Here is a 17,601-nt window from a genome sequence, read left to right as displayed (position 1 = left end):
AGAGAATACCGCGTCCAAACGCAAAAAAGCCCCCGAAGGGGCTTTTCCGAAAAGTCAGACCTTTACAGGACCTGAATCTTCGTGGCTTGCGGGCCCTTGGGGCCATTGGCCGTCACAAAGCTGACGCGCTGGTTCTCTTCCAGAGACTTGAAGCCAGAACCCTGGATTTCGGAGAAGTGAGCGAACAGATCCTTACCACCCGCTTCCGGGGTGATGAAGCCATAGCCTTTTTCCGAATTGAACCACTTAACGACGCCGGTTTCCATACTGTATTTCCTAGAGATAATGGGCAAATGCCCGGAGGTCACGAATCAATCAAGGAGGGGACAGTAGAACAATAACGCTGAGCCGGAAAAGGCACGGCACTGAACGAAAATCGCAACGCTTGTGATCGTGTGCCGACACTATCGTTATGTTCCCCTCACAAGTCAACATAATCCTAAAAAATACGTGCCAATAATGCAACAAAGAGAAACTGCGTTGAAAATTTACACGTTTTCATAGGCAAAACTTGTCCCTGCATAGGTGTAAACACCCATACAACATAAAAAAACAATCAAGGCTTATATAAATGCCGTCTAAACGCGTACGTCTTTCATACACCGTTCAGATCGGCACTTTGGTTTGCCGTCAGGCTTACTCGTCGATAGGTAAACCCAACAGATCGAGCGCCGCACCAAAAGTATCGGAACCCGAGCAAAGGAAAACCGCCACGTCGCCGGGATTCATATTTTCCAGGACTTGGTCGATTTGTTCTTGCGCATTATCAACATTGTCGACATTTGAAGCGTGTATATCCGCTCCAGCTTCGACTTTTTCGATGGGGACGATGTCCGCGATCGCATTGAGATCGGTTACGCCCACTACGACATAGACGCTGATGGGCTCGCCATCCAGCGTCGTGAGCAGCTCGACGCCGCCCGCCACGTCGGCAAGGTGCCGACTTACTATTTCCATGTTCACTCTTCCTTGATCTGCGGGGTCTAGCCCGCTTGGACGCACGCACCGTGCAGGTGCAATCTCACGCCCAGGCGCGACTATAACAGCCTTAGGCTAATGCTTCCTGACATTCGGACCAAGGGACTGGCGCGCGGCCCCAGACGTTGCTGCCACGGTACGGCAGCGCACCCCGGCGTCGGTGAGGACGCGGATGAGTGGCTTCTGGGCGGCCAGGAAGGCCGCCTTGTCATCGCCGACCAGCTTGCAGATGAACATCTGGGCCTGCAACTGCGTGCGGCGGGCCTTGCGGTTGTCGGCTTCCTGGGCGAGCCAGTCGCGGATCCAGGCCGATGCGGCCTCAGCATCAGCTTGCAGCTTGATGTGGCCTAGCAGGTCATAAACCGTCACGCCAGTGATGCTTTCGTCTTCGCCGCGCGTCAGGAAGAGCTTGGCGGCCTGGCCCGTGTAGCCAGGGATCACCGCGAGGCAATCGCGTTCAGCGGGTTTCTTCATAGAGTTTTACGTATTCTGTTGTCGAGAACCTTGGACTGTAACCCGGCCTTGCGCCCTGTCGCATCGGCGCCACGGAACTCTGCTATTGTCGGCCTACCTATATCCAAAACGGTGAATATCATGCAACGCGATTTCGACCTGGTCGTCACGATTCTGGGCGCCCTGCGCGACGCGCCCGGCCCCAACCTGAGCACGCACGACATCAAGAACGCCGCCTTGGCTCCGCACCCCGAAGAACAGGGCTTGCAGGTCATTGCGCACCACCTGGATCTGCTGGAGGATGCCGGTCTGGTCAAACAGGTGAGCGAAACCGCCGCCAACGCAGGCGCGGCGCGCTGGCGCATCACCTGGAAGGGCTACGACGCCCTGGAACAGGATGAGGACGACGAAGACGACGCCGACGAGTTCGACGCCGAAGAATAAGGCCGACGCCTGGGCTTAGCGGCGCTGCAGGATGCGCCGCGTAAGCAGCGATGCGGCTGTGCCGATCACCAGGCTGAACATGAAGGCGGCGATGGACAGCATCGCCGCCAAGTCGCTAAACCCCCCATGCCGCGCCAGCAGCAGCACCGCGGCGAAAATGGCGGCGGCCAAGGCGGCAACCCCCATCAGCACATGCTTGACCGAGCGCAAGCGGCCACAAAGCGAGCCGCCGATCAGCGCGGCCGCCACCATCGCGGCCATGGACCAGAACAGATATTCGTACTGCATGCGAACGTGGTCCCCCGAAGGCATTGAGGCGCCCGCATTATAGGCGTCGGATCGCGCCTGCCATCACCCTTGAGCGGCAACCGCGACGACGCTGATTTCGACCAGCGCGCCATAGTGCAATTCGCGCGTGGGCACCACGGCCCGTGCGGGGCGATGATCGCCGAACGCGCGTTCGTAGACCCGATTGACCTCGTCCCACAGCTCGATGTCGGGGATGTACACGGTGACGTTGACGACCGAGCCCATGGACGCGCCAGCGGCCTCGAGAATGGCTTTGACGCTACGCAGCGCCGCTTCGGTCTGGGCCGTTGCACCGACGGCAAGACTGGGCCGCGCCCCCGCCTCTGCGCCGGGCAAAAAGCCCAATTGCCCAGAAACAAAGACAAAGCCATTGGCACGCACTGCCTGCGAATAGTGGCCAGCAGGCGGCGTGGCGTTGGGAGTGTGAATGATGTCCATGTCGACGTCCTTTTCAGAGCCAGGCTTACCAGCCGCGGAAACGTTCCCAATGAGCCACCACGCCAGGGTCGTTGCCACGCACGACCTCGTAGGCATCGTGCTGGGCGCAGGTCGCGCAGGCGTGGTTGGGCACGATGCGCAGCTTCGCGCCAATCGGCAGATCAGGCAGGCTTGCATTGCTACCCGCGCGCAGTTTGATGATGCCCTGCTCCTGGTTGGTTTCCGCCAGAAGAAGATCAGGATACGGCTTGCCCTGGGCGTCGCACACCAGACCATACAACTGGTCAACCGGCTGCTTGGCGGTGCCGCGGTCGCGTGACATGGCCATCCATCCGGCGTCCACCAAAATCCATCCTTTATCGGGCTGATGGCCGATGACGGTGGTCAACACGGTGGCCGCGATGTCGTCAACGGCGCATACGCCAAGGCCCGCCATGACCAGGTCGAAGAAAACATACACGCCCGCGCGCACCTCCGTTACGCCGTCAAGGTGGCGTGCGAAGTGGGCGGTGGGTGTGGAACCCACGCTCACGACAGGGCACGGCAAGCCGGCCTGCCGAATCGCGTCAGCGCAACCGACCGCGGCCGCGCGTTCTTGTTCGGCCATATCTGCAATGGCTTCAAGGCTGCGGCATCCGTAGGATTCGCCCGCATGCGTCATCACGCCGCGCAGGCAGCCAGCGTCATTCAGCACATGCGCAATTGCCAGCAGGTGTTCGTGATTGCCCGGCTGCACCCCGGCGCGGTGGCCGTCGCAGTCGATCTCGATCAGGGCGGGAATGCCCTCGCCCGCCACCTTGGCGCGGGCGGCAACGGCGCGCGCGGCGTCGATGCTGTCGACCACCACCGTCAGGTCAACGCCGCGCTGGCGCAGCGCCAGCACGCGCTCCAGCTTGGCAGGCGCGATGCCGACGGCATAGAGCAGATCCGTGACGCCAGCGTCCGCGAATTGCTCGGCCTCTTGCAAGGTGGACACTGCGGCAGGCCCCTGCGGGCGGCTCATGACACGGCGCGCCACCTCGATCGACTTGGGCGTCTTCAGATGCGGACGCAGTTGCACGCCATGGCCGGCCATCAAGGCGTTCAGGCGCTCGATATTGCGGGTCATGCGGGTTTCGTCCAGCAACAGGCAGGGAGTTTCCAGCGTATCCAGGGTGGCGGTGGCAGTCATGGGTATGTCTCGTTCAGGCAAATCAAGAAACGCCGGGTCAGTGCGGCGTGGGATGTTCGCAGTATGGCGCGCCCACGCCTTTGCGTGTTTAATGTGGGCTTAATTTTCCCTTAATACCAATCTGAATGATCACCACGGATGACCTGCGTTTTTTCCTGAGCTTGGCCGCTACGCCGTCGCTTGCGCAGGCCGCGCGCGCGCTGGATGTGACGCCGCCCGCCGTCACGCAACGGCTGCACGCGCTGGAAAAGCGTCTGGGGGTGAGGCTGGTGAACCGCTCCGGACGCGGCACCGCACTGACCGACGAAGGCCGGCTGCTGGCGCTGCGCGCAGGGCAGATCTGTGGGGAGCTGGGCGATCTGGCAGACGAACTCGCGGGACGGCGCGGCGTAGTGGCGGGACATTTACGTGTCATTGCACCGCTTGGATTCGGCCAGCGCTATGTTGCGGGTCTGGTCGCCAGTTTTCGCAAGACCGCGGAAAACGTCACCGCCAGCCTGACGCTGTCCGATGGCCCGCCACGGCTGGCGACCGACAACTGGGACGTCATGGTTCATATCGGCGAGCTGCGGGATTCAACGCTGGTGGCCTATCCGCTGGCGCCGAATCGGCGCATTCTTTGCGCCTCGCCCGCGTATCTGGCGCGCCACGGCGCCCCCGCCAAACCTGAAGACCTGCGCGACCACGATTGCATCGCCTTGCGCGAAAACGACGAGGACGTGACCTTGTGGCGCTTCAAACGCGGCCGCGGGCCGGCGGTGGGCGTGCGCATCGCGCCGGTGCTGTCCAGCAATACCGGCGCAGCGGCGCTTGAATGGGCCTTGGCTGGCCACGGCATCGTCGCACGATCGGAATGGGACGTTGCCGAACATCTGAAGGCACGCTCGCTGGTGCCCTTGCTGGCGGGCTGGAATTTGCCCGACGCCAATGTGGTGGCGCTGGTGAAATCGCGCCAGGATCTGTCTGCGCGCACCGCAGGTTTCCTGGCGCATCTGCGCGAAGCCTTCGCCGCGACGCCCTGGCGCGACAAGGCCCAGCCGGCTTAATCCAGCATGGCTTCTGCTTCGATTTCGATCAGCCATTCCGGTAACGAGAGCCCGCTGACGATGACCCACGACGAAGGCGGCGGGTCGGCCGGAAAGCGGTCACGCAGCGCCTGCGCAATGACTTCCTGCTCTTCACGGACCGTATCGCAAATGTAGATGCGCAGCATGATCACCTGCGCCATCTTGCCGCCTGCCGCCGCCAGCACACGCTCGATGTTGTCGAGCGCCGCTTCGGTTTGCTCTTGCAGGCCGGGTCCGACCGTACGCTCGTGGATGTCGACACCCACTTGGCCAGACAGCAGCATCCTGCGCTGCCCCGTCACGATGACGGCCTGGCTGAAGCCGTACTGGACGGTGTTGAAAACGGTATCGGGATTGATGACGGTTCTGGACATGTTGTGCTCCTGTGAACGGCGCGCCCCGCAGCGCGCCGGAGCCCAAATTCTAACGAGGGGCCGGTGTCACGAAACCTCGCGCCCCGCCGCCGCCCCGCGCGCCCCGGCCACGGCTACCAGCAGCACAATAGCGCCGGCCACAACGGCGGTCCAGAACCCCGCCCCCACGCCGTAATGGTCCACCACCCAACCCGCCAGCGCCGCGCCGGCCGCAACACCCGCGCCCAGGCCCGTTACCAGCCACGTCAAGCCTTCGGTCAGACGCTGACCCGGCACGCTGGTTTCCACCAGCGCCATCCCGATGATCATGGTGGGCGCAAACGACAGGCCGGCCAACAGCACCCCCAGCGACAACGTGATCAGGTCGTTCACCAGCAGCAACGGCAAGGTCGTGAACGCCGTCACAGCGGCGGCAATGGACAGCATGCGGGGAAGCGGCATCTGGAACTTCATCACCCCAAACACCAAGCCCGCCACGCAGGAACCCAGGGCATAGGCCGACAGGATCAGGCTTGCCCCGGCAGGCACCCCCTGCGCCCGGGCAAACGCCACGCTCAACACGTCGATCGTGCCCACGATGACGCCCATTGCCGACATCATGGCCACCAGCGAACGCATCGGCGGCATGCGCAGCACGGACTCGACACGCCCGGCTTCGCGATGCTGCACGGCGGGCGCAGTGGCGCGTTGCAGGACGAATGCGGTCACGCCCACCGCCAGCAGCAACGCGGCGGCCAGCGGGCCAGCCTGCGGAAACAACGCAACGCTCAAGCCCACCGCAAAGGGCGGGCCCACGATAAAACTGAGCTCATCCGCCACCGATTCCAAGGCATAGGCCGTGCGCAACTGAGGCTGATCCCGAAAAATCTCCGTCCAGCGCGCGCGGATCATGGCGGGCATGCTGGGCAAGGCGCCTGCCAAGGCGGCAAAGACAAACAGAGTCCAATCCGGCGCATTCCAATGCACGCAGGCGCTCAGGCCAATCAGCGCCAGCACGCAAACCATGGCCGCCACCGGCAGCACCCGCCCCTGGCCGTGGCGGTCCACCAGACGAGAAATCCGCGGCGCCAGCAACGCCGTCGCCAGCGCGAACGTTGCGGCAACCGCGCCCGCGAGCGTGTACGCGCCGCGCACCTCGGACAACATCGTAATGATGCCGATGCCGATCATCGGCAACGGCAGGCGGGCGATGGCGCCAGCCAACACAAAACCTAAAGCGCCAGGCGCCTGGAACAACTCGCGATACGGATTGGGCACCGATAACCTTTGAAACGGGGGTAGACGGCCGAATCGTATTCACATACATTGCGTATGTCAATTAACCTACGCGCCGTATGTCATAGGAGACCTGGATGTCGCGTTCCCGCGCCGAGATGATCGCAGCCACCCGGGCCAAACTGCTGGCCGCCGCCCGCCTTGCCTTTCAGCAAGCCGGCTATGCCGCGACGTCCATGGACGATTTCACCGCGTCGGCAGGATTGACGCGAGGGGCTTTGTATCACCATTTCGGTGACAAGAAAGGCTTGCTGGCCGCAGTCGCCGCGCAAATCGATGACGAAATCGATCAACGGCTGAACGCGATTTCGGCTCAGGCGCCCGACGTCTGGACGGCGCTGCGCGAACGTTGCCGCGCCTATTTGCGCATGGCGCTTGAACCCGAGATCCGCCGCATCGTCTTGCAGGATGCGCGTGCGGTGCTCGGACCCGCCTCGCCCTCGACGCAGCAACAGTGCATTGCCTCGCTGGGCGGCTTGTTGCAACGCTTGATGGATGACCACGTGATCGACGCGGCCGATCCGCAGGCGCTTGCGCATCTGATCAATGGCAGCCTGACCGAGAGCGCGTTCTGGATTGCGGACGCTCCGGATGGTGAGGCGCGTCTTGAACACGCGCTGCATGCCGTGGAGCTGCTGTTGCGCGGGCTGCTGCGGCGGTAAATCCCTACCGCGATCCGCGCGTTGGTGATCAACTGGCCAGAATCCGCGTATTATCCAAGCCTTAACTTGTATAAATAAAACCCGGAGATTGTTTTGGCTGCCATCCCCCATCCTGAGCCCAGCGCGTCATGGGCTGACCTGCTGCACGGAGCAAATGCCCTGCGCTCCATTGCGCTCGCGGGCGGCGTGGCGCTGCACGCCATCAACGTCTATATCGTCACCACCATTCTGCCCAGCGTTATCCAGGACATCGGCGGGCTGGAATACTACGCCTGGAACACCACACTGTTCGTCGTGACGTCCATCATTGGGTCCGCGTTATCAGCCAAGCTGATCGAAACCGTGGGGCCGCGCGCGGCTTATCTGCTGGCCGTGGCGGTCTTCACCCTGGGCGCGGTCATCTGTGCCTTGGCGCCCAGCATGCCCGCGTTGCTGGCCGGGCGCAGCGTGCAGGGCCTGGGTGGCGGCATTCTGTTTGCGCTGAGCTACGCGCTGATACGGCTGGTGTTTGACGCGCCATTGTGGTCGCGCGCCATGGCGCTGGTGTCAGGCATGTGGGGCGTGGCGACGTTGTGCGGGCCGGCAATCGGCGGCATCTTCGCGCAGACGGGGCATTGGCGGCTGGCGTTCTGGGCGCTGCTGCCCGTGGCGGCCGCGCTGGCGCTCATCGTGACGTTCAAGGTCGGCGGGCGTGCGTCCGTTCCCCCTGCCCCGCCGTCCTCATTGCCGTTGAGCACACTGGGCCTGTTGGTGGCGTCGGTGCTGGCCGTCACCTTGGCCAGCCTGTCGACGGAGTTGGGCTGGAACTTAGCGGGGATCGCGGGCGGGTTGGGAATTGCCGCGCTGATCGCCTACGTGGACACGCGGGCGCGCAAGCGCCTGCTGCCTACCGGCGCCTATTCGATCCGGGCGCCGCTAGGCGCGCTGTATGCGGTGATGTGCCTGGTGGTGGCCGCCATTACCACCGAAATCTTCGTGCCGTATTTCCTGCAAGTCATCCATGGCATGACGCCGCTGACGGCCGGCTACATGACGGCGGCCATGGCGGCGGGCTGGACGCTTGCCGCCATGCCCAGCGCCACGCGCAGCGGCGCGGCCGCCAACCGATTGGTGTGGCTGAGCCCGGTCGTGATCCTGGCATCGCTGGTGGGGCTTGCCATCATGACGCCGCAGGCATCCATCCTGACTTCGCTGGCAGGATTCGCGGCGTTTGTCCTGGCATTGGCGGGCGTGGGATTCGGCATCGGCCTGGCTTGGCCCCATCTGCTGACGAAGGTGTTCAACGCCGCGCCGCAGGGCGAAGAGACGTTGACGTCGTCATCGATCACCACCGTTCAGCTCTATTCGGCGGCGGTAACGGCCGCGCTGGCGGGCGTCATCACCAACAGCGCCGGCTTGGCCGACCCGGGCGGCATCGCTGGCGCGCAGCAGGCGGCGCGCTGGCTGTTCGCCGCATTCGCCGTGGCGCCGGCGCTGGCATTACTGCTGCTGCCGCGCGTCACGCGGGCGCCAGCCGCGGTACCTTGAGCCCGGGAAGTAGCGATAAATCTGCGAAGGTACGCACCGAAATCCACCAAACGCGGTATGGAACGTCACACGCGTCTTTGCTACGCTGACGGCACCTGAAGAAGGTGACGTTCATGAGCAATAAGATCCGAGTGCTTTGCGTTCAACCATCATCGATATCGGCGCGCTTCGCCTTCATGGCGATTGCGCTGCGATGGACGATGGGCGCCACCCCCCGCCCTTCGCGGCTCATGATCGGGCCGCACGATCTGGAACCCATGGGGTCGGAATCCGCGTTCTGGCAGTTTGCGCTGCGGCATGCGCTGACGGGTCAATCGTTTCTTGTGACCCGCGGAAATCACTGGGACGTTGCGGCCTCGGTGGACGGAGACGAAGTCCACGCGTTTGGCCGCAAGTTCGCGCTTAGTCAGTGTCTGTACTGAAGCTGGCGCGGGGCGTCAGCCCACGCGGCCGCCAGCGGCGGCCGCTACCGATCTAGACACCGAACTGCCGCTTGCGGTGAAAGGAGGCCAATTCCTCGGCCGTCCAGCGTTGCCGGGCCTCTTCCTGACAGCAGCTGCGAAACACCAGGGCGCCAACCGCCAGAAAGCGTGTCACATCGGCATCCGAGAGTTTGGCTTGGACTTGCAACAAGCAATCCGCATAGGCAGACAGAATGCCATCCCAGCCGTCGACTTTGCCCGGCGCAACGGGCTGCGAGATCATGCGCGCCATCATTTCACTATGGTCCATTCGATCGTCCCCCCTCGAATACCGCTCCGTCGCCCCGTTGTCCGGCAGCCGGTCGCACCCGCTGTTCAGCAAGTGCCGTACCCGCCTCGCTGCCCGGTTATCAGGCCAAATCTGCGGTCAAACGTCCCGATCGAATGCAGAAACTACCGGCGTAGTGCCGGATCAGGCGCCCGCCCGCGCAGCAGCGAATCGGGATTCGTCTGCAAGTAATCGGATAGTTCGCGCAAGGACCGCGCCGCTCGTCCAAGCTCGCGCAACGCCGTATCGGCATTTGCTGGCAAGTCCGCGTCGGGCGCGAGCAGACCGCCCACCACGCCCAACGAACGGTTGGCCTGGCGCAACAGGGCTTGCAGCTCGGGCGCCAGTTGCGAGTCCATCCTCTTGACGAGCCGCGACGCCCCCTTCAGCGCGCCGCTCAGTTCCATCCCGATCTCATCGAACGGCACCTTCTCCAGCTTGACCAGAATGTTGTTCAACTGCTGCTGCAGTTGATCCAGGTTGTTCGGCGCCGTCGGGAGGAAGGGACGATCTTCCATCTTGAACGTAACGGGTTTGGCGTTCGGAATTTCCACCATCGCCACATACAGCTGGCCCGTGAGCAGGTTGCCGATGCGCAGTTGCGCCCGCGTGCCGCGCTCAATCATCGCCGCGAGTATCCGGCCACTAGGGTGTTTCATATCCGTCCCGGCAAATTGCTTGATCTCCTGGTATGTCTCGCCCCCCAGGCGTTCGGGATACAACGTCGCAGACACCACCGCGTAGAACTGCTTGGTCTCGGAATCGAAATCCAGGCTGATCGCATCCACCTTGCCGATCGTCACGCCATAAGCATCGATGGGTGCGCCGACCACCAGGCCGCGCACCGACTGGTCGAATCGCATGCGGATCGGCACCGGTACGCCATCAGGCTGCGCGCGGGCCGCCTCTTCGTTGGGAAAGAGATCGAACGACGCATTGGCGGCCGCCGCAGTGTGGCTGCGCTGGGCTGATGTTTCGAACGCCACGCCCCCGACAATCACCGACACCAGCGACTGCGACCGCATTTGCAGGCCACGCGCATCCACGCTGAAATCCACGCCGCTGGCGTTCCAGAACCGCGTGCCATCGTTCACATAAGCATCGTTGGGGGCATCAATGAACACTTGCACCTCAACGCCCTGTCCATCCTTCGCCAGCTGGTATCCAACCACCTGGCCCACGGCGATGCGACGGTAATAGATGGGGGAGCCCACATCCAGGGAACCAAGGTCGCTCGCGCGCAACGTAAAGCGCTTGCCGGCCCGGTCTTGTGCCACTTCGGGCGGGAGTTCAAGGCCGACGAATTCGGTCTTCCGGCCGGGGCTGACGCCTGCCTTGCCCTTGCTGCCGATCGGGTCCAGCCCGATGTACGACCCCGACAATAGCGTTCCCAAGCCAGACACACCGCTTACCGTCAGGCGCGGCTTCACCACCCAGAACACGGTGCCGTCGCGCAGCAGGTGGCTAGCGTCCTTGGCGACGCGAATGGTCACCACCACGCCAGAGCGCTCGGTATTCAGCGCAACGCGCTCGACCTGTCCGATGGTGACTTCCTTGTAGCGGACCTGAGTCTTGCCCGCTTCCAGCCCTTCGGCCGTCTGAAAGTAAATCGTTGCGGTGGGGCCGGCGTTCAACCAGACCTGCAGCACCAGGAACAATCCCGCCAGAGCAGCAATGACCGGCACGAGCCAGATCCAGGACACTCGGCGCGCTTTGCGCCCAGTGGACGGTGGTGTTTGACCTGCGGCAGCACCAGACTCAGCCATAGAGGACAACCCCTTTGTGTACGCGTCCGGACTCGAGGGCGGATTCCCTTGTCAGGGTCGCGCCGAGGCCTGCCCCGCGCAAGTGCGGGAATTCCCGGAAACGGGCCGGGACACCGTCCTGCAAACACCGAAATTAGCGGGTAGCATGGCCTTCCCTTTTGGAGGAAGTCAACGTGAATATCGCCATCCGCCCCGCCACTGTCTCGGACGCGGCCCAGATCTACGCATTCATCACTGAACTGGCCGTCTACGAACGCGCCGCCCATGAGGTGATTGCCAGTGCCGACGACGTCGCCCGCACCTTGTTTGCGCCAGAAGCGCCGGCCAAGGCGTTGATGTGCGAGGTAGACGGCAAGGCCATTGGCTACGCCGTCTATTTCTACAGCTATTCCACCTGGTTGGGCAAGAACGGCATCTATCTGGAAGACCTGTACATCACGCCCGAGCAACGCGGCATCGGCGCCGGACGCGACCTGCTGCGCCACCTGGCCCGGGAAGCGGTGGCCAACGACTGCGGACGGTTGGAATGGAGCGTGCTGGACTGGAACCAGCCCGCTATCGATTTTTACCAATCTATCGGCGCACGGCCGCTGGATGAATGGGTGCGCTACCGCCTGACGGACGGCGCACTGCGCGATTTCGCCGAAGGGCGCCGCGCCGCCGCTTAAAACTCGGGCAGGTCGAAGAGCGTGTGCAGCGTGGAGCTGGGCACGGGCACGGAGGCGAGATGCTCGCGTCCGTCGCCATCGACCAGCACCCGCACCGGACGCAGTGCCACGCGCATGCCATCGACGCTGATGGCCGTTTCCACGTCCACCCCGTCTTTGATGACATCGATCACTTCGGAAGCCGCCGCCGTGACGGGTTCGGTAACCCAGCCCGGCACACCTGGCTCGGCCTGGCCCCACCGCACATAGGCGATTTGCCCGCTGACGGGTTCTTTTCGAACGGCGACGATCACGTACAAAGACATCCAGGCCTCCCTAATGTTTGGCCCGGATCGTATAACAAGTTGACGAAGGCGGCATGACAGCCAGCGTCACGGTTCGATATCAATCGCGGCAAAGGATTTCACCAGATCATCCAGCTGTTTGAGCTGCGTCAGGAAGGGTTCAAGCTTGTCCAGCGGCAAGGCGCTGGGGCCATCGCACTTGGCGTTTTTCGGATCAGGGTGGGCTTCCAGGAACAGGCCAGCCAAGCCCACCGCCATGCCCGCTCGGGCCAGTTCCGCCACTTGCTCGCGGCGGCCGCCGGATGCGGCGTCCAGCGCCGAACGCTGTTGAAGCGCATGCGTCACGTCAAAAATCAGCGGGCGGTTGCCCGTGACTTTCTTCATTACGCCAAAGCCCAGCATGTCGACCACCAGGTTGTCGTAACCGAAGCTGGTGCCACGGTCGCACAGAATCAGCTTGTCGTTACCGGCCTCGGTGAACTTCTCGACGATGTTCAGCATTTGCGTCGGGCTTAGAAACTGGGGCTTTTTGATGTTGACGATGCGCTGCGTCTTGGCCAGCGCAACGACCAGATCCGTCTGCCTTGCCAGGAAGGCCGGCAACTGAACGATGTCGGCCACTTCGGCCACGGGCGCGGCCTGCCAGGGTTCGTGCACGTCGGTAATCACCGGCACGCCGAATTCCTTTTTCACGGCTTCGAAAATCTTCATCCCGGCTTCCAGGCCCGGGCCGCGGTAGGAATGAATCGACGAGCGGTTGGCTTTATCGAACGACGCCTTGAACACGTAGGGGATGCCCAGCTTCGTCGTCACGCGCTGGTATTCCTCGCATGCGCGCAAAGCCAGATCCAGGGATTCCAGCACATTGATGCCGCCGAAAAGCACAAAGGGGCGATCGTTTGCGCATTGGATCGACGAGGAAATAACGACTTCGGGGGCGGTCATGATGGGGTGCATCCTAGAAATAAGGCGGGGACAGTGCGTAATGTACAACCTGCCCGGTCCCGATTTCATCCCCTGCACCCGTTCCCCTCAGGATTCACCGGCTGGACAGCATGCGCCCGAGCACCCCGTGGCGCAGGTAGTAATGGTGACAGCCGGGTACGCCTGTACTAACCGCGCCTAGGCGTCACCGGTGTCGGACGTCCATCTTGCCGAATACGTCTGAGGCAGCAGGCTGAGGCTGCCGACCAGCTTTTCAACCCGCTCGTCTTCCTGATGCGTCGTATACACGACGGCATGCACTTCCGAGCGGCCGCCGTCGCGCTGCTGGCTTTCAACTCCCCGCAGGCGCAGATTGTGCTTGCCCAAGGCGTTCAGCAATTCAGCGCGCACCATGGCCTCGTCCGACGAGGCGCAGGTCAGCGCGATGTTGTAGTAGCGTTCTTCCGTTTCCGCTTCGGGGACATGCCGGTCGACCAGTTTTGCGCCTCGGCGCAGCAGCACATTGGTAACCAAAATCAGGCCAGTCACCGCGCTGGCCTCGGCCACGAAGCCGTAGCCCGCCAGCACACCCACGGCGCCCGTGGCCCAAATGGTGGCTGCGGCGCTCAAGCCGCGGATGGTCAGGCCATCGCGCATGATCAGGCCGGCCCCGAGAAAGCCGATGCCTGTTACGACCTGACTGCCCAGGCGCATGTCGGCGCCGGCGTCCAACAAAGCGGGCAATGAGGTGTACGCCGCCGCGCCCAGCGAGACCAACGCGTGCGTCACGATCCCGGCGTAGTTCTGCCGCCACTGGCGTTCGACACCAACCGCGCCGCCCAACAGCATGGCCAGGACGAGATTGATTGCAATGGAGAATTCACTCATGGATCACTACCGGTACTTCTTATTCTTCTTGGATACATCAACGGCCGCAAGGAACAAGGGCTGGCGGCCGCGACGTATTATCGCCCGGCCAGGTCAGGCCCGGCCAGGTTAGGCCCGGCCCGGCCCGGCCATGCCCCGGCGCGGGCCGCCTCGCGCGGCGTTATCGCTGGACGCCAGGGACATCCCTGTCCACAATGACCCGTCGCGGACTGGCGCTTGCGCCGTCCCGCATTTGAATCAAAGGCAGGCAAATGGGTTTCTTCGATACGCTGTTCCGGCGCAAGCCCTCGCCGGATCAGTTCGCCACGCTGTTTGTGGCGGCGGCGCGGCGGCAAGGCTTTGACGGGGACGTCACCTACAAGGCCGATGAATTCCGCTTGTTGCTGGGCGAAGGCTCGTTCTTCAATCTGCACAACGCCTACCACGCGTACTGCAACACGCGCGGCTCGGAACAAAAGCGCGCGCTGCAAGGCTTCGTCTCGGCGTTGGCCAGCAGCACGCAAACCACGCCGCAGCAGGCAGCGGAGGCCCGGCCGATGCTTCGCCCCGTGATCCGCAGCCGCAGCGCACTGGAAGACATCCGCCTGCATCATGTGCGCACCGAAGGCAACGACACGGCCTTCCACCCTGCCTTTCTTTCCTTTGGCGATGACTGCGTAGTGCTGTTGGCGCTTGACCACCCCGACGCCATCTCCACCCTGACCAATGGCCCCGAAGCCGCCTGGCAGTTAACGTTCGACCAAGCGTTGGCCATTGCCGTCGACAACCTGCGCGACGCCCCTGACGATTTTTCAGAACTGACGCCGGGGGTGTTTCGCGGCGCCTGGGCAGACGGCTACGACATCAGCCGCGCGCTGTTGCCCGACATGATTGAACGCGTGCCGGTACGCGGCCGCCCCGTGTTCATGATGCCCACGCGCGATGTGCTGCTGGTCACCGGCGACAACGATGATGCCGGCCTGATCACCATGGTTGAACTCTGCCACCAGGCAGTGCAACACGGCCGCGTGGTCAGCGCGCACATGTACCACTACGAAGAGCGGCAGGCGCAGCGTTATGTGCCTGATGACGCGGGGCTCGCTCAGCGCCTGGCCCATCTGGCCCGCTTGCTGGAAAAGGCCGAGTACGACGCGCAGAAAGCGGCGCTGGACCACATCCACGAAGAGCAAGGCGCAGACATCTACGTCGCGAACTACAACCTGTTCACGGCGGACGACGATCCGGCGATGTCGTTCTCGCTGGCGTCATGGACACGCGGTGTCGACACCTCATTGCCAAAGGTGGACCGGCTGGCGTTGGTCCGCCCCGACGCCGAAGACGATATCGGCGAAGTGCGGGTTGTATCTTGGGAACAGGCCGCGCATCTGCTGGAGCCGTTGCTGGCCGAAGAAAAGGGCTACCCCGTCCGATACCGCACGCAAGGCTTTCCGGAAGACGCACAGCTCGCGCAATTGGACGAAGTGCCCTGAAGCTCCTTGAAGCGCCGTGAGCGCTTTGAAGTTCCTTGAAGTTCCTTGAGCACTTCGCCACTGGTGTGCGTCGTCAGCCGCGTTCCGCAGCCGGTTCGCTGACTAGACGATAGGCTATGGCGCCGATGATGGCCCCGGCAATCGGGGCCAACCAGAACAGCCACAACTGTTCGAGCGCCCATCCGCCGACGAACAACGCAGGCCCGGTCGAACGCGCCGGATTCACCGATGTATTCGTCACTGGAATGCTGATCAGGTGGATCAAGGTCAAGGCCAGCCCGATCGGAATCGCCGCAAAACCTGCGGGCGCCCGCTTGGACGTGGCGCCCAGGATCACGAACAAAAAGCCCGCGGTCAGCACCACTTCGGTCACCAGCGCCGACACCATCGAATACTTGCCCGGCGAATACGCGCCATAGCCGTTGGCCGCGAAGTGACTGCCTTTCAAATCGAAACCCAGCTTGCCGCTGGCAATGCACGCCAACACCGCCGCCGCCACAATGGCGCCAAGCACCTGCGCAATCACATAGGGCAGGATTTCCTTCGCCGGGAAGCGGCCGCCCGCCACCAGGCCGACCGTCACCGCCGGGTTGAAGTGGCCGCCAGAGATATGGCCGACGGCAAACGCCATCGTCAGCACCGTCAAGCCGAAGGCCAACGCGACGCCTGCAAAGCCAATGCCCAACTCCGGAAAGCCGGCGGCCAGCACGGCTGCGCCACACCCACCCAGCACCAGCCAAAACGTGCCGAAGAACTCTGCGCCACAACGCTTCGAAAGCGAAACCATGACCTTCTCCAGAAGTGAAATGTTCAAGGTAGCGCGCAGGAAACGGCCTAGCTTCAAAGGCTTGATAAGTTTGACAATATTTAAGATAAGTCCGATGCCTGGTCTGTATCGACCATAGGGCAACTCTACAGATTGCGGCATCGAGCAAACGAACGATGCGGGATTAACCCCGCTTCGCGTGCTGTCCCGAGGCTTGCTTCACGGCACGCGACACCGTTCGTTCAGCCGGCCGCAGCGGCTTGCATTGATGCCGAGGAATCAGCCGTGCACCGGCGTGCACAATTCCACCAACGTGCCATCCGGGCAACGCAGGTAAGACACCACTTGCCCCCAGGGCTTGGCCGTCGGGGCGCTGAGTTCAGTCGCACCCAAGGACACGGCCTTTGCGTGGGCCGCCGCCACGTCGTCGGTGACGAATCCCACTTCCATACCCAGCGGCTTGGGCGACGACGACGCTTCGACGTGGCCCGTTTGAAAGTTCATGCTGGCCAATTCATGCGCGGCGAACGACAAGGTGGTTTCGCCCGTTTCGAGTTCGCCGTACGTCTTGGACTCGTGCAGAAACCGAGTCGAAAACCCGAACGCCTGTTCGAAGAACGACAGCGACGCCGCCACATCGGGCACATAAACGATGGTGTATCCGAATTTCATGGTGATCCCCTGAAAGTTGAAGTTGGCGCGGCGCGGGGTAGCCGCCGCCGCAAGCCACGATTGAATCAGAATGCTGGTTATATATCCAGCATCTTGATTCAACCGATGGCCCCCGCCAACCCCGCCCCCTTCAGCCCTTGAGCTGCCGGGGGTCCAGGCTCCACAACTCCGGATCGCTGGTCGACACCCCCACCGCACCGTGCTTCATGGCGATGCCGATATCCGTCTGATTGCACACGAAGCCCGACGCGATGATCGGCGGCAAGGCTTTCAGGTCTTGGGCAGCCATGTGCGTGAGCATGGGCGCGGGCATCAGCTGCACCAGGTTGGGGTCGCTCTGCTCCAGCGCCTTGACGCTGCGCGGCCAGGTCGAACGGTCGGTCACGAACACTTTCTGCATCGTGACCATGCCCGCCCGGTTGGCGCGCTGGATCGTGGCCACGCGGGTGGATACCAGGCTCGCCACGCCAATGTCGGCCAGATACTCCACGCCGCCCTTGTCTTGCGACAAGCCTTCGCAACTGTCGATGTTGACGATGGCGAACTTGCCCGCCCGGTTCAGCGTTGCAATGACGGGCGCGAGCTTGCGCAATTCCACGTTGGCGACGATGCCGATTTCGGCCACGCTGCCCACAAAGGTATTGATCTGCTCAAGCCCGAACATCGTTGCAATGACCGGATGGCGCGCCAGGCATGCCCCGAATGACCTATCCATG

General features: G+C 63.0%; 23 protein-coding genes. 7 read left to right on the top strand and 16 right to left on the bottom strand.

Annotation, left to right across the window (positions count from 1 at the left end):
- Positions 1–62: 62 nt before the first annotated feature.
- The 3 genes from AC1DSJ_RS00995 to AC1DSJ_RS00985 all read right to left on the bottom strand — a co-directional run bounded on the left by AC1DSJ_RS00995 (position 63) and on the right by AC1DSJ_RS00985 (position 1,452).
- Positions 63–266 carry a cold-shock protein gene (locus tag AC1DSJ_RS00995; protein ID WP_006220190.1) on the bottom strand — a complete coding sequence of 68 codons (204 nt, stop codon included), beginning with the start codon at positions 264–266 and terminating at the stop codon, positions 63–65.
- A gap of 370 nt (positions 267–636) precedes the next feature.
- Positions 637–957, bottom strand: a complete 321-nt coding sequence (locus AC1DSJ_RS00990; RefSeq protein WP_054425120.1) for a hypothetical protein — start codon at positions 955–957, stop codon at positions 637–639.
- Between the two features lie 96 nt (positions 958–1,053).
- Positions 1,054–1,452, bottom strand: coding sequence for a hypothetical protein (locus AC1DSJ_RS00985; protein WP_054425118.1), 399 nt, complete (start codon positions 1,450–1,452; stop codon positions 1,054–1,056).
- A gap of 120 nt (positions 1,453–1,572) precedes the next feature.
- Between AC1DSJ_RS00985 and AC1DSJ_RS00980 the strand changes: the two genes are divergently transcribed.
- Positions 1,573–1,875 carry a DUF2513 domain-containing protein gene (locus AC1DSJ_RS00980; protein ID WP_054425587.1) on the top strand — a complete coding sequence of 101 codons (303 nt, stop codon included), beginning with the start codon at positions 1,573–1,575 and terminating at the stop codon, positions 1,873–1,875.
- Between the two features lie 15 nt (positions 1,876–1,890).
- On the opposite strand, the gene AC1DSJ_RS00975 is transcribed toward AC1DSJ_RS00980, so the two are convergent.
- The 3 genes from AC1DSJ_RS00975 to AC1DSJ_RS00965 all read right to left on the bottom strand — a co-directional run bounded on the left by AC1DSJ_RS00975 (position 1,891) and on the right by AC1DSJ_RS00965 (position 3,793).
- The gene (locus tag AC1DSJ_RS00975; protein ID WP_054425115.1) at positions 1,891–2,163 is read right to left on the bottom strand and encodes a hypothetical protein; all 273 of its coding nucleotides are present in this window, start codon (positions 2,161–2,163) and stop codon (positions 1,891–1,893) included.
- Positions 2,164–2,226: 63 nt separating this feature from the next.
- On the bottom strand, positions 2,227–2,622 hold the full coding sequence (locus AC1DSJ_RS00970; protein ID WP_441370795.1) for a RidA family protein: 396 nt from the start codon (positions 2,620–2,622) through the stop codon (positions 2,227–2,229).
- A 25-nt stretch (positions 2,623–2,647) separates the two neighbouring features.
- The gene (locus AC1DSJ_RS00965; protein WP_175169282.1) at positions 2,648–3,793 is read right to left on the bottom strand and encodes a DSD1 family PLP-dependent enzyme; all 1,146 of its coding nucleotides are present in this window, start codon (positions 3,791–3,793) and stop codon (positions 2,648–2,650) included.
- Positions 3,794–3,918: 125 nt separating this feature from the next.
- On the opposite strand from AC1DSJ_RS00965, the gene AC1DSJ_RS00960 reads away from it, so the two are divergent.
- Entirely contained in the window at positions 3,919–4,839 is a 921-nt protein-coding gene (locus AC1DSJ_RS00960) for a LysR family transcriptional regulator (RefSeq protein ID WP_054425110.1), read from the top strand.
- Here the strand turns inward: AC1DSJ_RS00960 and AC1DSJ_RS00955 are convergent.
- Both AC1DSJ_RS00955 and AC1DSJ_RS00950 read right to left on the bottom strand, forming a co-directional pair.
- Entirely contained in the window at positions 4,836–5,234 is a 399-nt protein-coding gene (locus AC1DSJ_RS00955; RefSeq protein WP_054425107.1) for a RidA family protein, read from the bottom strand. The two genes, AC1DSJ_RS00960 and AC1DSJ_RS00955, sit on opposite strands and share 4 nt — an antisense overlap.
- Before the next feature lie 66 nt (positions 5,235–5,300).
- Positions 5,301–6,491, bottom strand: coding sequence for an MFS transporter (locus AC1DSJ_RS00950; protein ID WP_054425105.1), 1,191 nt, complete (start codon positions 6,489–6,491; stop codon positions 5,301–5,303).
- Between the two features lie 95 nt (positions 6,492–6,586).
- Between AC1DSJ_RS00950 and AC1DSJ_RS00945 the strand changes: the two genes are divergently transcribed.
- From AC1DSJ_RS00945 to AC1DSJ_RS00935, 3 genes are all read left to right on the top strand, one after another.
- On the top strand, positions 6,587–7,171 hold the full coding sequence (locus AC1DSJ_RS00945) for a TetR/AcrR family transcriptional regulator (protein WP_441370794.1): 585 nt from the start codon (positions 6,587–6,589) through the stop codon (positions 7,169–7,171).
- A 93-nt stretch (positions 7,172–7,264) separates the two neighbouring features.
- Positions 7,265–8,698 (top strand): MFS transporter, encoded by a 1,434-nt coding sequence (locus AC1DSJ_RS00940; protein WP_441370793.1) that lies wholly within the window; start codon positions 7,265–7,267, stop codon positions 8,696–8,698.
- A gap of 113 nt (positions 8,699–8,811) precedes the next feature.
- Positions 8,812–9,120 carry a hypothetical protein gene (locus tag AC1DSJ_RS00935; RefSeq protein WP_054425099.1) on the top strand — a complete coding sequence of 103 codons (309 nt, stop codon included), beginning with the start codon at positions 8,812–8,814 and terminating at the stop codon, positions 9,118–9,120.
- Positions 9,121–9,172: 52 nt separating this feature from the next.
- On the opposite strand, the gene AC1DSJ_RS00930 is transcribed toward AC1DSJ_RS00935, so the two are convergent.
- Together AC1DSJ_RS00930 and AC1DSJ_RS00925 are read right to left on the bottom strand one after the other, a co-directional pair.
- Positions 9,173–9,430 carry a hypothetical protein gene (locus AC1DSJ_RS00930; protein WP_054425097.1) on the bottom strand — a complete coding sequence of 86 codons (258 nt, stop codon included), beginning with the start codon at positions 9,428–9,430 and terminating at the stop codon, positions 9,173–9,175.
- A gap of 143 nt (positions 9,431–9,573) precedes the next feature.
- Entirely contained in the window at positions 9,574–11,214 is a 1,641-nt protein-coding gene (locus AC1DSJ_RS00925; RefSeq protein ID WP_441370792.1) for a PqiB family protein, read from the bottom strand.
- A 173-nt stretch (positions 11,215–11,387) separates the two neighbouring features.
- Between AC1DSJ_RS00925 and AC1DSJ_RS00920 the strand changes: the two genes are divergently transcribed.
- Complete coding sequence (locus AC1DSJ_RS00920; RefSeq protein WP_054425584.1) at positions 11,388–11,882, top strand: GNAT family N-acetyltransferase; 495 nt, start codon at positions 11,388–11,390, stop codon at positions 11,880–11,882.
- On the opposite strand, the gene AC1DSJ_RS00915 is transcribed toward AC1DSJ_RS00920, so the two are convergent.
- The 3 genes from AC1DSJ_RS00915 to AC1DSJ_RS00905 all read right to left on the bottom strand — a co-directional run bounded on the left by AC1DSJ_RS00915 (position 11,879) and on the right by AC1DSJ_RS00905 (position 13,978).
- Positions 11,879–12,187, bottom strand: a complete 309-nt coding sequence (locus AC1DSJ_RS00915; RefSeq protein ID WP_054425093.1) for a carbohydrate isomerase — start codon at positions 12,185–12,187, stop codon at positions 11,879–11,881. The genes AC1DSJ_RS00920 and AC1DSJ_RS00915 overlap by 4 nt on opposite strands.
- Positions 12,188–12,253: 66 nt before the next feature.
- The gene (gene kdsA / locus AC1DSJ_RS00910; RefSeq protein WP_054425092.1) at positions 12,254–13,111 is read right to left on the bottom strand and encodes a 3-deoxy-8-phosphooctulonate synthase; all 858 of its coding nucleotides are present in this window, start codon (positions 13,109–13,111) and stop codon (positions 12,254–12,256) included.
- Positions 13,112–13,288: 177 nt separating this feature from the next.
- Positions 13,289–13,978 (bottom strand): MgtC/SapB family protein, encoded by a 690-nt coding sequence (locus AC1DSJ_RS00905; RefSeq protein ID WP_054425090.1) that lies wholly within the window; start codon positions 13,976–13,978, stop codon positions 13,289–13,291.
- A gap of 251 nt (positions 13,979–14,229) precedes the next feature.
- On the opposite strand from AC1DSJ_RS00905, the gene AC1DSJ_RS00900 reads away from it, so the two are divergent.
- Complete coding sequence (locus AC1DSJ_RS00900) at positions 14,230–15,447, top strand: DUF1444 domain-containing protein (protein ID WP_054425088.1); 1,218 nt, start codon at positions 14,230–14,232, stop codon at positions 15,445–15,447.
- 73 nt (positions 15,448–15,520) lie between these two features.
- On the opposite strand, the gene aqpZ is transcribed toward AC1DSJ_RS00900, so the two are convergent.
- The 3 genes from aqpZ to AC1DSJ_RS00885 all read right to left on the bottom strand — a co-directional run bounded on the left by aqpZ (position 15,521) and on the right by AC1DSJ_RS00885 (position 17,600).
- Entirely contained in the window at positions 15,521–16,234 is a 714-nt protein-coding gene (gene aqpZ / locus AC1DSJ_RS00895; RefSeq protein ID WP_054425086.1) for an aquaporin Z, read from the bottom strand.
- A gap of 258 nt (positions 16,235–16,492) precedes the next feature.
- Entirely contained in the window at positions 16,493–16,885 is a 393-nt protein-coding gene (locus AC1DSJ_RS00890; RefSeq protein WP_441370791.1) for a VOC family protein, read from the bottom strand.
- A gap of 130 nt (positions 16,886–17,015) precedes the next feature.
- The gene (locus tag AC1DSJ_RS00885) at positions 17,016–17,600 is read right to left on the bottom strand and encodes a glycerol-3-phosphate responsive antiterminator (RefSeq protein WP_175169288.1); all 585 of its coding nucleotides are present in this window, start codon (positions 17,598–17,600) and stop codon (positions 17,016–17,018) included.
- Position 17,601: the final 1 nt, after the last annotated feature.

Source organism: Achromobacter sp. 01N37 (genome assembly GCF_056399725.1).
Note: the sequence above shows the minus strand (reverse complement) of the source record. Positions and strands in the feature narration are given on the sequence as shown.

Bases quoted from the DNA above. Each gene is read 5' to 3' on its own strand.
- AC1DSJ_RS00935 (WP_054425099.1), top strand. From the start codon at position 8,812: ATGAGCAATAAGATCCGAGTGCTTTGCGTTCAACCATCATCGATATCG.
- AC1DSJ_RS00900 (WP_054425088.1), top strand. From the start codon at position 14,230: ATGGGTTTCTTCGATACGCTGTTCCGGCGCAAGCCCTCGCCGGATCAG.
- AC1DSJ_RS00985 (WP_054425118.1), bottom strand. From the start codon at position 1,452: ATGAAGAAACCCGCTGAACGCGATTGCCTCGCGGTGATCCCTGGCTAC.
- AC1DSJ_RS00975 (WP_054425115.1), bottom strand. From the start codon at position 2,163: ATGCAGTACGAATATCTGTTCTGGTCCATGGCCGCGATGGTGGCGGCC.
- aqpZ (WP_054425086.1), bottom strand. From the start codon at position 16,234: ATGGTTTCGCTTTCGAAGCGTTGTGGCGCAGAGTTCTTCGGCACGTTT.
- kdsA (WP_054425092.1), bottom strand. From the start codon at position 13,111: ATGACCGCCCCCGAAGTCGTTATTTCCTCGTCGATCCAATGCGCAAAC.
- AC1DSJ_RS00890 (WP_441370791.1), bottom strand. From the start codon at position 16,885: ATGAAATTCGGATACACCATCGTTTATGTGCCCGATGTGGCGGCGTCG.
- AC1DSJ_RS00990 (WP_054425120.1), bottom strand. From the start codon at position 957: ATGGAAATAGTAAGTCGGCACCTTGCCGACGTGGCGGGCGGCGTCGAG.
- AC1DSJ_RS00925 (WP_441370792.1), bottom strand. From the start codon at position 11,214: ATGGCTGAGTCTGGTGCTGCCGCAGGTCAAACACCACCGTCCACTGGG.
- AC1DSJ_RS00970 (WP_441370795.1), bottom strand. From the start codon at position 2,622: ATGGACATCATTCACACTCCCAACGCCACGCCGCCTGCTGGCCACTAT.
- AC1DSJ_RS00905 (WP_054425090.1), bottom strand. From the start codon at position 13,978: ATGAGTGAATTCTCCATTGCAATCAATCTCGTCCTGGCCATGCTGTTG.
- AC1DSJ_RS00955 (WP_054425107.1), bottom strand. From the start codon at position 5,234: ATGTCCAGAACCGTCATCAATCCCGATACCGTTTTCAACACCGTCCAG.
- AC1DSJ_RS00945 (WP_441370794.1), top strand. From the start codon at position 6,587: ATGTCGCGTTCCCGCGCCGAGATGATCGCAGCCACCCGGGCCAAACTG.
- AC1DSJ_RS00930 (WP_054425097.1), bottom strand. From the start codon at position 9,430: ATGGACCATAGTGAAATGATGGCGCGCATGATCTCGCAGCCCGTTGCG.
- AC1DSJ_RS00885 (WP_175169288.1), bottom strand. From the start codon at position 17,600: ATGGATAGGTCATTCGGGGCATGCCTGGCGCGCCATCCGGTCATTGCA.
- AC1DSJ_RS00980 (WP_054425587.1), top strand. From the start codon at position 1,573: ATGCAACGCGATTTCGACCTGGTCGTCACGATTCTGGGCGCCCTGCGC.
- AC1DSJ_RS00915 (WP_054425093.1), bottom strand. From the start codon at position 12,187: ATGTCTTTGTACGTGATCGTCGCCGTTCGAAAAGAACCCGTCAGCGGG.
- AC1DSJ_RS00960 (WP_054425110.1), top strand. From the start codon at position 3,919: ATGATCACCACGGATGACCTGCGTTTTTTCCTGAGCTTGGCCGCTACG.
- AC1DSJ_RS00965 (WP_175169282.1), bottom strand. From the start codon at position 3,793: ATGACTGCCACCGCCACCCTGGATACGCTGGAAACTCCCTGCCTGTTG.
- AC1DSJ_RS00995 (WP_006220190.1), bottom strand. From the start codon at position 266: ATGGAAACCGGCGTCGTTAAGTGGTTCAATTCGGAAAAAGGCTATGGC.